The organism is Nocardia tengchongensis (assembly GCF_054781395.1).
This window is the reverse complement of record NZ_BAAGUM010000006.1, coordinates 1905930-1918333: the sequence shown is the minus strand read 5'-3', so window position 1 is coordinate 1918333 and position 12404 is coordinate 1905930. Positions and strand designations below refer to the sequence as shown.

Genomic DNA, 12404 nt, shown 5'->3' with positions numbered 1-12404 from the left:
TCTCAGCCTGCGCGAGTGATCAAGTCGTTCTTCGTCATCGCCTCGGCGGCTGCTCGGTCCAGGCCGAGCACGGTCACGGCGTAATCGACCCAGATCTCTTTGTTCGCGGTCTGCAGCGGCCGCGCGCCCGGGGTCGACTGCACGGCAGGCGCGGAACTGCCGGACGCCGGCTGCTCGTCTTCCTGCTCGTCGTCCTCCACCGCGTCGTCGGGGCCGACGACGCCGGGCGGGGTGGCGTCGGGGATCTCCTCGACCATGCCCAGGCTCAGCAGGTGACGACGCTGCGCGTCGGGCATCCACGGGATGACCTGGCCCTGATACCGGTGTTCGGCAGCGCCTTCCTGGTTGTGGGTGATCACCAGCGGCGCGGTTACGCGATGCCTCACAGGTTCACCCCGGTGATCTGCCAGGCCGCACGGGACTCGAGCACGATCGGCACGGTGATCCGGCGGCAGCGGATCCGCCAAGAATCGTTCAGGTCGTTGCGGATCGTCTTGACCTGCAGGCCGTCGGCGTCGGGCAGGCCGTCCTTGCTGGTGCTCATTACGTAGCCAGGGGCGGGCTGGCGCTCGTCGGTGAAACCGCCGAACACCTTGGAGTCGAGCAAGGTGGCGACACCGGCGACCGGAAGGTTCGGGCTGCCGAGGAAGGTGAACCCGCCGATGCGCTTCATGTAGGGCGAATCCCAGCCCGAGAGAACAGGCGAGTTGCTGACGCCGGGGACCTCACGCGGCAGCAACTGGGCCAGCTTGTCGTCGGAGACGACGTTGGCGAACGTGGTGGTGTCGAGCAGGACGGTATCGGGCATGTAGCCCTGCTTGAGGTTCACGATGTTGGCGAAGGCCCGCATGATGTCGCGCAGGATGGCCGGCGCGGCACCGGTGCCCGCCCACGAAGACAGCGCGGCGGTGTTCTGGGTGACCGCGGAAGCGACCGCCGAGAGAGCGACGCTGTCGATCGTCTGGACGTGGCTGTTGGCGAGCTTGGTGAACGCGCGGCCGACGACATCGAACTTCTGCCGCGAGATCGAGGCATCGGTCAGAATCGAGTCCTGGCCCCAGTTGATCGTGTTGGCCATGGACGCGGTGCCGGTGCCGGTCGTGGTGACCGGGTACTCAGCGCCGGGCGCGACCGGCTTCGGGGAGTTGTCGGCGTAGATGTTCTCGTTCTGCTGATAGCCGACGGTCCCGGACTCGGTCCACATCTGCGCGGTCAGAATCTTGTTGGCGATGAACATCTGCTCGGTGATGTTGCGCAGGGCACGCATCACCCACAACGGGTCCTTCAGGAACCGATTGATCGAGATGATGTCACCGGTCAGAGTCGCCGGTGACGGTGCGAACGTGACGTTTCCGGTCATGATTGCCTACTTTCCGATGCTCACGACAGCCGCAGCGCGACGAGCACCTTGCCGCCCGAGGCAGCAGCGAGGGCCTGGCCGACGACGTGGTTGTAATTGGTGTCCGACCCGATCGTTGCGACGGCGCCGCCGGCGGCCGGAATGACAGCGTCACCGGCGGCGATTGCGCCGGAAGCGGTCAGCATGTGAATGCCGACGCGCCAGACCAGGATCTGATTGCCGCCGACCAGGTCATCTTGCGCGGCAACGCCATACGCCATCGCCGCAGCCGAGGACGCGGCAACGGTGTTGTTGCCGGAGACCACGACCACCTGTCCAGCCGTGACAGCTGCGGAGGTGACGGCCGAGACCTTATCGGCCGGGCTGTAAAGGGGCAGAAAGTCGCTCACGGGTCAGTCCTTCCAGGGGTTGCCGGTGACGCGCGCGAATACGCCCGACTTTTCGTTTTCCGCCGGGTCGATGTCGGGCTCGCCCGCGTGGCCGATCTCAGCGAGCGGCACGACCGAACCGGCAGGCAGGCTGTTGAGCAGCTCGGCGGTGCCCTCGGGGTCGGCCTTGAGCAGCTTCGCGAAGTGCTCGCGGCGGCCGGGGGCGAGCGCACCTCGCCGAACGTGGTGGTCGAGCACGTTGTTCACGCGGTCGGTCTGCAGCTGCTTGTACGCTTCGGCGCCCTGGTCGGCGCGGGCGACGGTCTGCTCGTACTGGGTCCGGTCCACGAGAACCAGGCCCATCCGGCTCGCTGAGGCGGTGATCTGCGCCGCGCTCGGTTCGGCCGGCGCGTCCTCGGTGGCTGCGGCGACGCTGTCGAGCTGCTCGCTCACCGCGGCCAGAATCGTTGCCTCGTCGGCGTCTTCGGGCAGACCGAAGCGCTCGCGGAGGCCCTCAATCAGGGTGGGCATGCGCCCCTCCTCTCTTTTGACCTCCGCGCGGATGGCAGAGGGAGTTCGTGTGGTTCGCGCGGTCGATGGTGCGGGCGCGGCGTGACGACCGGCGAAGGTGAAGCGCGAAAGGTCGTGGTGCGCCTTGGCGGTCGGCTCGGCTGCGGCGGTCTTGCCCGCCTTCTCGACCCGGTCGGCCAGGCCCGCGTCGACGGCTTCCTGCGCGCTGTACCAGGTTTCGGCGTCCATCGCGGCCTGCCAGTCGGCGACCTCGCCGCCGGAACGGTCGGCGTAGATACCGGCGAGGCTGGCGCTGGTGCGCTCGAGCTGCTCGGCCGCTGCACGCAGATCGGACGCGCCGCCGACGGCGACGGTCCACGCGTTGTGGATCATCAGCTCGGCGCCCGGGCGGATGATCCGCTCGTCACCGGCCATGGCGATGAACGATGCCGCGCTCGCGGCGAGGCCTTCGACCGAGGTGATGATCTTCGCCGGGTGATCGGACAGCGCATGCATGATCGCCAGGCCGTCATAGACGTTGCCGCCCGGACTGTTGATCTTGACCATGATCTCGTCCGCGTCGATCGCGTCGAGCTCGCGCGCGAAGTCCTCGGCCGACACACCCCAGTACGAATCGATCTCGTCGAACAGATAGATCGTCGGGGTCGATCCCTTGGTGGTGGCGGCGTTGTGGATGGCGAACCACGGCCGCGGGGTGCGGGTACTCACTGGCCCTCCTGCGGGTCCGGGTCATTGGGGTCATCGCCGGTGGGCTCACCGGACGGCGTCGGCGGTGGCGCGCTCTTCTGGTTCGGCGATGGGTCCGGCGCGTCGGGGTCCTTCTGCGGCAGCCCGTACATGTCGCGCACCGCCTGCTCCAGGCGGCGGTCGGGGAACACCGCACCGGCCTGGATGAGCAGCGACAGCGCCTCGGCGGTCGCGTCGTGGCGAGATCCGATCTCGTCGAACACGATCCGCGGAGCGGGCTCGTCGGGCGAGAAATTCAGGTCGACGAGCGGCTCGATGATTTCGGCGTTGGCGGTATCGGCGATCAGCTGCGCCGTGGTCTGCAGCGACATCACGAAGAAATCGGCGAACGTGCTGCCCAATGCCCATGAGCCGGTTTGGGTTCCGAGGTTCAGGAAGTGGGCGAGCACGCTGCGCGCGATCTGCGAATCGTGATACTCGATGACTGGCATCGCGTCGGGCAGCGCGCCCTCGACGCCCTGCAGCCGCAGTTTCGCGCCGTTGGGCAGCGCCGCGCCCGAGCTGTCGCCCGCGCGGTAGTCGTTGGCCATCTGCTGGCCGAGGTCGAGATCCTGCTGCCGATCTTGCGGGCCGGCGTAATAGACGGGGATGCCCATGCCGTTGCGCTCGATCGTCTGTGCCTGGACCCTGAGCAACCGGTCCTTCAGGATCCAGTTCTTGTACGCACTGCGCAGCACAGATTTACCGAGCCAGTCACCGCCCTCACGCTCGTTGACATAGGCCACGAGCCGCTTCGCCGGAATCCGCGCACCGCCGGCCTCCGCGCCGCCAACCGCGATCGCCTCGAACGCACCGGTCATCGTGCCCATCGCGTACTGGGCAATTGAGACAAGATCACCGTTCGGCGCGACAACGATATTCGCGATCGACCGCTGCAGACGCGGCGACAGCTTCGCCAGGTGCGCCCAGCCAGCGTCGTCGATCTGGTACGTCCGCTCGAAAAAGCTGTGCCCGTACGGAATATGCTGCAACGCCATCCGCACATGCTCCGGCCAGCTGAAAGCGTTGCGGATCCGCCGTTTCGGCCGCTCGGTCTCGTCATCGGCACCGACGATCGGCAGGTGCAGGTCGTCGGAGACGAACTGGGCGACCTCGTCACGCGCCCCGTTCGGGTCGATGCGCCACGTTGTGCGCCGCACCGGCAGCATGATGGCGCGCAATACCGATTGCACCTGTGCGTCCTGGCGCGACATCCTGTCGTACACCGACACCGAGAGCGGCCAGCGCAGTTCCGGCGTGGTCTCGGTGTTCTGCAGCCAGATATCGCCCGGATAGGAGACGGCATAGCCGAGCTCGCGCGTCGCCACCCGGCCCCTCACCGGGGACTGCTGCTGCTGGTCGGCCATATCGCCTCCTCTCAGAAACCGACCGCGGCGAGATTGGTCTCACCGCGGAATTGATGTCTTGGTGCGGCGGCCGCCGAGGCGGCGCGGTGCACGATCTGCTGTACCGGCGCGGTCTGCGCACCGAAGGCCAGAAGTCCCCAGTGCGCGAGCGTCGCGGCAACCAGGGGCGAGATGTCGTTCTCTGCGCGCTTGCGGTCCCACGCCCAGCCGCCGCCGGGCAGGTCCCGTTTCACCGCGCCCTCGACAGCGTCGGCGAGGTCCGGGTCGCCGGTGTGGTGCAGCGCTGCCGCGAGGGCCTTGTCGTAGAAATCACCGGTTGCCTTCGCGAGTTGGCCCTGATCGGTCATGGTCGGCTCGATGCCTGCGGCGATCAGGTCCTCTTCCATCGAGGCCGCGGGCGAGGCCCGGTCGATGACGAGCACGCACGGATCCATCCGGGTGACCACGCCGACGATGTACTCGACGGCCTGCGCTGTGTACGGGCCGTGGTACCCCAGGTCGAGGTGTACCGGCCCCTCGATAGTCCACTGCGCGGCCGAGATCGCGACGGTCTTACGGTCCGGTGTCCGGTCGACCGCCAGCGCGATCGGCCCGACCAGCTGCACCGCGCCGGTATCCATCGCCGACCAGACATCGGCCGGGATCAGCGCGGGCATGTCCTCGGACCGGACGGGCCACACGCCGCGGCCGAGGGCCTCGACGCCGAAGGCGATGATGCCGGCCTTCGTGGTGGCCTTGCGCAGCAGCTTCCGCATCTTCGCCGCCGTCTGGATCACCCCGTAGGACGGATTTCCGTACTCCCAGGTGGCTACCGCGCCGTGCGGCATCTCCTCGGGCGCCATGTATTCGGCGAGGTAGAGGCCTTCGCCGCGGCGCAGTCCGGCCGCACGCATGTCGGTGAGCACGAAGCCCTTCGAATGCATCTCGGCGTTCACCGCCGACGACGTGTAGATCGTCTGCGGATCCTCGGCGGCCATCTGCGCGAAATCGACTGCGGCCGAGGCCGAGGAATCGAGGTTGTATGCCTCGTCGTAGATCAGCAGATCGAGCTTGGTGATGCCTCGGCCGACGTCCGCGGATCGGGTCGAGGTGATCATCTGCGCGCCGCTGGTGAGCACGATCTTGCCGCGGCCCTGCGACATCGTCGGCTTGGCGGCCAGGTGGCGCCGCAGCCACGGCCGGCTGTTGATCATGGCCACGATCCGCGAGTGAATCTCGATGCCCGTGTCCCACCGCTGCACCGTGTACAGGATTTTCTCGCCCAGCTTGAACAGGCCGTACAGGCAGCGGAACAGCAGGATTTCCGACTTGCCGTTCTGTCTCGGGCAGAGCAGCACGGCGTCCGGGTGCGTCCAGCTGCCGTCGAGGGTCTTGCGCAGGATGGCGCGCAAATTCCCGCACTGCCAGGGCATCACCGGCTGCACGGTCGCGCGGCCGGCCAGAGTGATGGCCTTGAATCCGTGCGTGTCGTCACCGTCGAACACCGAAAGGTGGTGCGGCGCCTGCCGTCCGGTCAGCGTCGGGAACACGAGCGGATCCGGAGCCGGGAACAGCTCGACGACGTTGTCAGAGATCAGCGAGGCCGTCCTCGTCATCGGGTTCCGGAGCGCCGCGGCGCGCCGCAATGGTGGTGAGCAGCTGCCGCAGCGTCCCGGCCTGCTGCCGGGCCTCCTGCAGCGCGCCGTCGACGCGCAGTTCAAGCTCGCCGTCGCGGCCTTCGACGATGCGGGCCCAAATATCGGTGTCGCCCTCTAGAATCTGGGCCAGGTGCTCCAGCCGGTCCGCGATCCGGCACGCTTCCAGCACCAAAACGCCAGTTTCGAACGACTTTGTGTCGGATTCGAGCGCGTTCCAGAGCATTTCGCCCGCAGAACCGAGGTTTTCAGGCATTGCACGCACCGTTTTGGGCCCCGTGTAAAAAAGCCTGACTAAATACGGGGGTCAGGAGGCCCCGGGGGTCTGGATTTTCTGCCGGCGCGCGCCGCGGACCACCCCGCCGGCCGGACCGCGGGGCGCGAGAGTCCCCGTGACCCTCTCCAGGTCGAGCCATGGTCACCACCCCGTGAGCAGGCACCAGGCCGACCGGTCGTCGGCGGCCTGGCCCTCCTCGACCGGCTGCCCAGTGAGCGCCGGGCGCAGGTGATCCCGTGAGCCGTCCCCGCGCTCGCCGTTGCACTTCGCGTGCAGCAGACGGTCGGTCACGACGCCGCCCATCGCTCGCGACTTGGAGTGATCGCCCTGCAGCTGCCGTTCGTCGAAGTTGCGCCCGGCGTCGCGGTACATGGGACGGGTGCACCACCAGCAGGGAGTGCCGTCGACCAGCTGGCGTTTGAGGGTGTCGACCGCCTGCTGGTGACGCCACCCGAGACCGCGCTGTGTGGTGGTGCGCCGCGCGGTCGTGGGTGGCATGTGGTGCTACTGGCCGACGGTGTCGGTGGCCGCGCCGCTGTCGCTGGTGGCGGGCTCGGCGTCGGCACCCGACACCTTGCCGCTGTTGTTGATCACCGGTGCCTGCACCGGAACCACCGGGGTGGCAACGGTATCGGGGGTGGTGGGCGGCACGGTCTCGATGGGCTGCGAGGTGACCGGTGCCTGCGGCTCGACGACCGGGGTGGCGGGCGCGGGCGAGGTGGCGCTGGCCGAGGCGGTGGCGTGGGCCTGCGCGGCGGTGCCGGCGATCTTCTGGGTGATGGCGTCCAGCGCGGCCAGGGTGTCGGCGCTCGGTGCCACACCGTTGGCGATCTGGTTCTTGAGCGCGGCGATCTGGCCCTGCAGGTCGGCGATCTGGGCGACCTGCTGGGTCTCGAAGTTGACGAGCGCGGTGTTGGAATCGATCAGCGAGGCGATGTCGTTCTTGAGCTGAGTCTCGATGTCGGTCATGAGGATCTCCAGAATCCGAGCGTTCTGCTCGATGATGTAGCCCGCCCAGATGGGAATCGGGCCGTCGTGTTTGGCGGCCACGTTGCCGCCGGTCAGGAACTCCTCGAACTGGTCGAGGATGAAACGGTGCCGCGTCATCAGCAGTGGGTGATGACGGGGCCGTTGGTCGAGCCGCTCATGGTGGGCGCGAGGCGCTTCCACAGGTCGGCATGGTCGACATACACGCGGTCGACGGTCAGCCCACGGCCATCGGCGGGGTTCAGGTACAGGCAGAACCTGATCCAGCCGCCCGAGCCGGTGATCGTGCCACCGGCGGATTTGCGGATGGTCTCACCTTCGCGAAGCTTCTCGCTGGCCTCGGCCAGCAGCTTCGAGATCGCGTCGTTGGTCGGGGCGACAAGCAGAACCCGCAGGCCATCTCGCATATCAGCGAGAGCCCGGTCGATGGCCGCGGAGCCGGCGACCATCACCTGATAGGCGAGCGGGTGGTGCCGAGTCGAAGAGTGCGCCATCGCGGTCAGAAGAACGCCCGGAACAGGGCGGCGGCGATGTTGATCAGGGCGTGGTCGACGAGCGACCAGTCGACGGCGTGCGCGGCGGCGGACAAAGTAGACATCATGATTGCTCCTCAAACGACGGAACCCGAACCCGCACAGCGGATTCGGGTGTTGAGTGACCAATGGTCGTTGCAGGGGCGTGATTTGAACACGCGACCTCTGGGATATGAGCCCAGCGAGCTGACCGAGCTGCTCTACCCTGCTGCGCGCCCGGCGGAGTCCGGGCATGAAAAAGGCCCGGTCCGTGTGCATCGGATCGGGCCTCGGGGACAGCTGTCCCGCTGCAATCGAGTGTTGCACGCGGATTCGATCTTGTCACGCAGGATGTGCTGTGCATCGCCGACAACGTCCGCCGCGACACGGCGACGACATCCCCGAACGCGCTAGCCGCCGCCGGTACGATGGCCGACGGCCAATACCACCGCGCCCCTGGCCAGGGTGCACCACAATTGAATATCGGAGGCTCGATGAAGTCGCAGTTCTGCCCCATCTGTAGGGGCGCGATTGAAGTACGCCACAGTGGAACTGAAACAGTCCACTACGACGAGCGGTCCGACCCATGGGTCTTCGTCCCCCATACCCGGACCGAATACCGCGGCGAAGAGCCCCTCTTCACACTGCTGTGTGAGGCATCCGGCCAGAACCAATGGTTCGCAGAAACTAGCTGGTAGATGACGGATTGGGCGGGGGTAAGCTCGCAATTTGGCTGATCCCCGCCCAATTTCGCCCGGGCTCATTCGGCAGGGCGCTCCACGTAGGTATCGAACTCCGCGCGGCTCATCGCAACCCAGTTGTCCCGGCCCTCGGCGATGTTGAGCGCGAACAGCGCATCCATGCGCGTGGTGAACGGCCCGATGTGCTTGCGAGTCACTTTGTTCACGAGCCAGGTCACGCCTTCGTCGGTCACGCTTCTGGCCCCTCGTCGTCGGGTTCCTCGTCTTGGAAGAGCCCTTCCGCTGGTTCGACCAACACCTGTAGGGTCGTCGGCTCTTTCGGATAGCTCTCCCCGAGCGGCCAGTTGTACGACCCGTATTGATTGTGCGACCAGCCCCTGGCGATGACTCGGTACTGACCAGCGTCGCCGGAGAATTCGTCGGCAAGGAACAGCGTGTCGCCCATGGCTGGCGGGTGCATGGTGAGCAAGCCCCCCTCGTTCGCTCCCATCGGATTCTTCAGCGAGATGCGCTGGTACCGGTAGGTTCCCGGATGCTTCGTCGAAGGATGGCGGACGTAGAACCAGCACTTCACCATCGACACCCTGTCGCTCATGCTGCTGATCCTCCCTCGAGTACCTCGGCATCGGCCACCACGTCGATCACGCGCAATCTGTCGTTTTCGCAGCTGTAGGTGATGCACAGTTCGCCGTCCGGGTATGCCTGCTCGGAGTAGTTGCCGTGCCGGTCGTACTCGCGGCCCCGCTTGCGCGCCCACGCTTCCGCGACCGCGCGCTCGGTGAACAGGTGCGCAGTCGTGTCCGCGTGTCGGTCGTGCCAGATCACCGTGGTGAATTTGCCGCTCATGCCGTCGATCCTTTCGGGTGTGAGGTCAGCGTGCGCAGTCGGCGCACGTCGTCGAGCCGATACAGCGGCCGGTCGCCGTCGTGACGCTGCGGCTGCAGCTGGCCGCGCGAGATCCACGAGGCGACGGTGCCGCGCGGGATGGGCTGGCCGAGCTCGCGAAGCACGCGCAGGAGGTCGGGCAGCTCGAACACCTGCTTACCGATCCGCACGAGCAGCTCCTGCTCGAGCTTGGCGACGTCGTGCCGGACGTTGCAGCGCGGGCAGGTGATGAACTTTGCGACGTCGACGTCCGCGCCGCTGGTGTTCGACGAGTAGACCGTCGCGGCTTCGGCATCGACATACAGCGGTTCGCCGCACTCGACCGGCTTCTCGTGCTGCAACGTCCGCAGCAGCGTCGGGCATGGGCCACGGAATCCGGGCACCGGCGGCGGGTTGATCGCCGCGAGTGCGACCTCGGCGAGCCGGGTGATCTCGCGGTGGATTTCGCCGGCCGCCTCGTCGAGGCGCACCGCTGCCACGTGCACGCCCAGCCACTGCGCGGCGTCGTCTGCGGATCCGGACGGCCCTTTCACGCCACGCGTTTCGGCGATGTGCCGCGCCCACCCGCACACCGCATTGTCGAGCTCGACGCGGATGGCCGCGACGTCCGGATCGAACGGCAGTGGCCTGTCCGGACGCGATCCGGTGCGCAGGCCGCGCGATACGCGATCCTGCCGCAGTTCGGTGACCGCGAGCTGCTCCAGTAGCCACGGCACGCCCTCGATGGTGTCGGCGAGCTCGGCGGTGCAGTCGCTGCACAGGAATTCGGCACACGGCCGCCCGCACTTGCGGTTCCGGCACGTCGCGCTCATTCGCCCTCCGGTGGCGGCGTGACGGTGATGACGAGGCTGCCGTCGGCGCGCCGCAAGATGTGCATGCCGGAGTACAGGTTGTCGCGCAGCGCCACGAGGATGCCGAACAGCATCTCGTACTGGGCTTTCGGCGGCAGCATGTCGCGGATCCGCGCGAGGCGGCGGATGCTCTCCTTGCCCGCTTCGACGATCGCGGGCAGGTTCGGTGTGGTCACGGCAGCAGCCCTTTCGACGTGAGCATGACGAGGATTCCCTCGGCGATGATCGGAGCGGACGAGTACGCGCGGACGTGCTGTGCGGCCTCGCGGGTGAGCAGGAACTCGGCCAGGCCGTCGCGGTCGATCGGCTCGCGCAGCCGCCCGGCGAGCACGCGGGCCCACGCTTTCGCGGCGATCTCGTTGCTCCCGAGCAGGTTCACGCCCTCGCGCACCAGCTCGCCGTCGCGGTACAGGTCCGCGGCCGCGACCCATTCGATGACCGCGGCCTCGATCGGGTCGGCCTCGGGAATGTGGAACTCGATCATTCGGCCTCCACGATCGGTGTGACTGTGATGCGTACGCCTGGCGTCTCGCCGAGGGCGGCCAGTCGCTTGCGGGCGTGCAGGTCGACGACTTGCGCGTCATCGGCGTACGCGATGCCGGTCAGCGCGTCGAGCACCGCGCGCGAGAGCTTGTCGAGATCCGGCTTCTTGGTGGCTGGTGGCCGGCGGGACTTGGGCGTGCTTAACGGACGCGGCCGCACAAACAGGAGATAGACGGCAACCGGGCCCGTGCCCGGCGTCCAGCCGTGCCCGTGCGCGGCCAGCGCGATGCGTTCGCGCCACGGCCCAACCGATTTCGACGACTCGACCATGCGGCCGCCGCCGACGTGCCGCTTGCTGCCTTGCGGCGCGGCATCACCGGGCACAAACAGCGGTGGGATGGCGCGCGGGATCTCCCAGCCGCTGATCGCATCGCGCTTTGCTTCGCAGAACGCGCAGACAACGATCGGGTTGTCGCCGTCGAATGTCCAACCGTGCTTGCCATCCGCGCGTGTGGACTGGGCGCACTCGATATCGCTGCTCATTCGCCGACCCCCAACGCGCGCAGCCGGGCCCGCGCGCCTGCCAGCATGGTCGGGTCCGCGAGCATTTCACCGATGGACGCAGCGACGGCTCCGTCCATCTCGTCGAGCGCGGCGATCACCTCTTCCGAGGCCGTCACACCGAACGCATTGAGAACGGTGTCGAAGACCTGGCGGACAACGACGTCGACGCTGCCCGCGAGGTACGCCTCGGCGACGAGATCTCGGTTCGAGTCAGCGATTTCGGAATCGGCCGCATTTATGAGCGGCCGGCCGCTGTTATCACCGGGCATTGGGCTCATTCATCACCTCGCGCAGGTCTTTGCCGAACGGCACGAACCATGCCCGGCGGAACTGGTCCTGGTTCGCTGCGCGCATCGCCACGATCTCGTCCGGGTACGGGGTCACCTCGCTCAGCCCGTCGGCAGGCCAGTAGTGGTCCGCGACCACCCACACGCCGGTCTGCTCAGCCACGGTTCACCTCCGGCAGTGCGGAGTGGCGGAAGCACCGCCACGGATGCTTGGAAAACCAAGCCAACGTCTCGCCTTCCTCTCGTCGGCTCCTCGCCTCGGCGAACTCCAGCTCGCGGCAGCCAACCTCAGCGCATGAGAGGGACACCCCGTACCTCATCGGTTCACCTCCGGTTGCCCGTCCGACCAATGCATCTGGGAGGTATGGGTCTTCGTGAATCCCTCGATGCCGGACGACACCTGGTCCTCGATCTCGCCGTGGTGCCAACCGGCGTGGCCGTTCGGGAGCGTGCACCAGACGGCGCGGTGGTCGTCGGGCGTGAGGAAGTTCGCCATGGTGGTTGTCGCCATGCAGCGCCACGGCGCGGCCCTCTCCAGTTCGACATTCGCGATGAGGAGGTCGTCGCGTCGATCACGCGCCAGCTGCCGCCACCGCTGCGTCAGCCCTTGCCAGCGCTTCACGTCGCGCTCCAGCTCGGCGATGCGGGCATGGGCGGCCTCCAGCTCCGCGGTACGGTCCTGCGCCGCCGGCCATTCGGTGTAATCCTCGAATCCGCACACCGCGCACGTCGAGAACGGGCGCACCGGCGCGGGTGGCTCCATCAGGCCGTGACACCGGGGGCTCTGAAGCGAGTGCTGCTTCTGTGCTTCGGCGATGCGGTCTCGATCAGCCTGGGTGCTGGCAAGGAACTCTCCGAGGCTCATGAACTC

The 12404-nt window shown here is 67.4% G+C and carries 20 protein-coding genes and 1 tRNA gene; all 21 read right to left on the bottom strand.

Annotated elements, in window-relative coordinates; all coding sequences use genetic code 11:
- Positions 1-2: 2 nt before the first annotated feature.
- The gene (locus ACYVKL_RS19930; RefSeq protein ID WP_379165259.1) at positions 3-386 is read right to left on the bottom strand and encodes a hypothetical protein; all 384 of its coding nucleotides are present in this window, start codon (positions 384-386) and stop codon (positions 3-5) included.
- On the bottom strand, positions 383-1360 hold the full coding sequence (locus tag ACYVKL_RS19925; RefSeq protein ID WP_379165258.1) for a phage major capsid protein: 978 nt from the start codon (positions 1358-1360) through the stop codon (positions 383-385). Before ACYVKL_RS19925 ends, ACYVKL_RS19930 begins: the two co-directional genes overlap by 4 nt.
- A gap of 20 nt (positions 1361-1380) precedes the next feature.
- Positions 1381-1749: a capsid cement protein gene (locus ACYVKL_RS19920; RefSeq protein ID WP_379165257.1), complete on the bottom strand. Its 369-nt coding sequence runs from the start codon at positions 1747-1749 to the stop codon at positions 1381-1383.
- 3 nt (positions 1750-1752) lie between these two features.
- Complete coding sequence (locus tag ACYVKL_RS19915) at positions 1753-2967, bottom strand: head maturation protease, ClpP-related (protein WP_379165256.1); 1215 nt, start codon at positions 2965-2967, stop codon at positions 1753-1755.
- Positions 2964-4352, bottom strand: coding sequence for a phage portal protein family protein (locus tag ACYVKL_RS19910; RefSeq protein ID WP_379165255.1), 1389 nt, complete (start codon positions 4350-4352; stop codon positions 2964-2966). Before ACYVKL_RS19910 ends, ACYVKL_RS19915 begins: the two co-directional genes overlap by 4 nt.
- Positions 4353-4363: 11 nt before the next feature.
- Positions 4364-5947, bottom strand: a complete 1584-nt coding sequence (locus ACYVKL_RS19905; protein ID WP_379165254.1) for a hypothetical protein — start codon at positions 5945-5947, stop codon at positions 4364-4366.
- Positions 5919-6242 (bottom strand): hypothetical protein, encoded by a 324-nt coding sequence (locus ACYVKL_RS19900; RefSeq protein WP_379165253.1) that lies wholly within the window; start codon positions 6240-6242, stop codon positions 5919-5921. Before ACYVKL_RS19900 ends, ACYVKL_RS19905 begins: the two co-directional genes overlap by 29 nt.
- 162 nt (positions 6243-6404) lie before the next feature.
- Positions 6405-6761 carry a hypothetical protein gene (locus ACYVKL_RS19895; RefSeq protein ID WP_379165252.1) on the bottom strand — a complete coding sequence of 119 codons (357 nt, stop codon included), beginning with the start codon at positions 6759-6761 and terminating at the stop codon, positions 6405-6407.
- A 6-nt stretch (positions 6762-6767) separates the two neighbouring features.
- Positions 6768-7370, bottom strand: a complete 603-nt coding sequence (locus ACYVKL_RS19890; RefSeq protein WP_379165251.1) for a hypothetical protein — start codon at positions 7368-7370, stop codon at positions 6768-6770.
- The gene (locus ACYVKL_RS19885) at positions 7370-7699 is read right to left on the bottom strand and encodes a hypothetical protein (RefSeq protein ID WP_379165250.1); all 330 of its coding nucleotides are present in this window, start codon (positions 7697-7699) and stop codon (positions 7370-7372) included. Before ACYVKL_RS19885 ends, ACYVKL_RS19890 begins: the two co-directional genes overlap by 1 nt.
- Positions 7700-7918: 219 nt before the next feature.
- Positions 7919-7993 (bottom strand) — tRNA-Met (locus ACYVKL_RS19880).
- Between the two features lie 529 nt (positions 7994-8522).
- Positions 8523-8696 (bottom strand): hypothetical protein, encoded by a 174-nt coding sequence (locus ACYVKL_RS19875; RefSeq protein WP_379165249.1) that lies wholly within the window; start codon positions 8694-8696, stop codon positions 8523-8525.
- On the bottom strand, positions 8693-9058 hold the full coding sequence (locus ACYVKL_RS19870) for a hypothetical protein (RefSeq protein WP_379165248.1): 366 nt from the start codon (positions 9056-9058) through the stop codon (positions 8693-8695). The genes ACYVKL_RS19875 and ACYVKL_RS19870 overlap by 4 nt, the downstream gene beginning before the upstream one ends.
- Entirely contained in the window at positions 9055-9309 is a 255-nt protein-coding gene (locus ACYVKL_RS19865; RefSeq protein WP_379165247.1) for a hypothetical protein, read from the bottom strand. The genes ACYVKL_RS19870 and ACYVKL_RS19865 overlap by 4 nt, the downstream gene beginning before the upstream one ends.
- On the bottom strand, positions 9306-10160 hold the full coding sequence (locus ACYVKL_RS19860; RefSeq protein WP_379165246.1) for a hypothetical protein: 855 nt from the start codon (positions 10158-10160) through the stop codon (positions 9306-9308). Before ACYVKL_RS19860 ends, ACYVKL_RS19865 begins: the two co-directional genes overlap by 4 nt.
- Complete coding sequence (locus tag ACYVKL_RS19855; RefSeq protein ID WP_379165245.1) at positions 10157-10375, bottom strand: hypothetical protein; 219 nt, start codon at positions 10373-10375, stop codon at positions 10157-10159. Before ACYVKL_RS19855 ends, ACYVKL_RS19860 begins: the two co-directional genes overlap by 4 nt.
- On the bottom strand, positions 10372-10683 hold the full coding sequence (locus ACYVKL_RS19850) for a hypothetical protein (RefSeq protein WP_379165244.1): 312 nt from the start codon (positions 10681-10683) through the stop codon (positions 10372-10374). Before ACYVKL_RS19850 ends, ACYVKL_RS19855 begins: the two co-directional genes overlap by 4 nt.
- Positions 10680-11225, bottom strand: coding sequence for a RusA family crossover junction endodeoxyribonuclease (locus tag ACYVKL_RS19845; protein WP_379165243.1), 546 nt, complete (start codon positions 11223-11225; stop codon positions 10680-10682). The genes ACYVKL_RS19850 and ACYVKL_RS19845 overlap by 4 nt, the downstream gene beginning before the upstream one ends.
- A complete protein-coding gene (locus tag ACYVKL_RS19840) occupies positions 11222-11515 on the bottom strand; it encodes a hypothetical protein (protein WP_379165242.1) in 294 nt (97 codons plus the stop codon). Before ACYVKL_RS19840 ends, ACYVKL_RS19845 begins: the two co-directional genes overlap by 4 nt.
- Positions 11505-11696 carry a hypothetical protein gene (locus tag ACYVKL_RS19835; RefSeq protein ID WP_379165241.1) on the bottom strand — a complete coding sequence of 64 codons (192 nt, stop codon included), beginning with the start codon at positions 11694-11696 and terminating at the stop codon, positions 11505-11507. Before ACYVKL_RS19835 ends, ACYVKL_RS19840 begins: the two co-directional genes overlap by 11 nt.
- A 153-nt stretch (positions 11697-11849) precedes the next feature.
- Complete coding sequence (locus tag ACYVKL_RS19830) at positions 11850-12398, bottom strand: hypothetical protein (RefSeq protein WP_379165240.1); 549 nt, start codon at positions 12396-12398, stop codon at positions 11850-11852.
- Positions 12399-12404: the final 6 nt, after the last annotated feature.

What these genes read in the sequence shown, in the direction of transcription:
- ACYVKL_RS19910 (WP_379165255.1), bottom strand. Translation starts at nt 4,352, where the DNA reads ATGGCCGACCAGCAGCAGCAGTCCCCGGTGAGGGGCCGGGTGGCGACG.
- ACYVKL_RS19840 (WP_379165242.1), bottom strand. Translation starts at nt 11,515, where the DNA reads ATGCCCGGTGATAACAGCGGCCGGCCGCTCATAAATGCGGCCGATTCC.
- ACYVKL_RS19905 (WP_379165254.1), bottom strand. Translation starts at nt 5,947, where the DNA reads ATGACGAGGACGGCCTCGCTGATCTCTGACAACGTCGTCGAGCTGTTC.
- ACYVKL_RS19925 (WP_379165258.1), bottom strand. Translation starts at nt 1,360, where the DNA reads ATGACCGGAAACGTCACGTTCGCACCGTCACCGGCGACTCTGACCGGT.
- ACYVKL_RS19885 (WP_379165250.1), bottom strand. Translation starts at nt 7,699, where the DNA reads ATGGTCGCCGGCTCCGCGGCCATCGACCGGGCTCTCGCTGATATGCGA.
- ACYVKL_RS19865 (WP_379165247.1), bottom strand. Translation starts at nt 9,309, where the DNA reads ATGAGCGGCAAATTCACCACGGTGATCTGGCACGACCGACACGCGGAC.
- ACYVKL_RS19895 (WP_379165252.1), bottom strand. Translation starts at nt 6,761, where the DNA reads ATGCCACCCACGACCGCGCGGCGCACCACCACACAGCGCGGTCTCGGG.
- ACYVKL_RS19850 (WP_379165244.1), bottom strand. Translation starts at nt 10,683, where the DNA reads ATGATCGAGTTCCACATTCCCGAGGCCGACCCGATCGAGGCCGCGGTC.
- ACYVKL_RS19890 (WP_379165251.1), bottom strand. Translation starts at nt 7,370, where the DNA reads ATGACGCGGCACCGTTTCATCCTCGACCAGTTCGAGGAGTTCCTGACC.
- ACYVKL_RS19845 (WP_379165243.1), bottom strand. Translation starts at nt 11,225, where the DNA reads ATGAGCAGCGATATCGAGTGCGCCCAGTCCACACGCGCGGATGGCAAG.
- ACYVKL_RS19870 (WP_379165248.1), bottom strand. Translation starts at nt 9,058, where the DNA reads ATGAGCGACAGGGTGTCGATGGTGAAGTGCTGGTTCTACGTCCGCCAT.
- ACYVKL_RS19860 (WP_379165246.1), bottom strand. Translation starts at nt 10,160, where the DNA reads ATGAGCGCGACGTGCCGGAACCGCAAGTGCGGGCGGCCGTGTGCCGAA.
- ACYVKL_RS19900 (WP_379165253.1), bottom strand. Translation starts at nt 6,242, where the DNA reads ATGCCTGAAAACCTCGGTTCTGCGGGCGAAATGCTCTGGAACGCGCTC.
- ACYVKL_RS19830 (WP_379165240.1), bottom strand. Translation starts at nt 12,398, where the DNA reads ATGAGCCTCGGAGAGTTCCTTGCCAGCACCCAGGCTGATCGAGACCGC.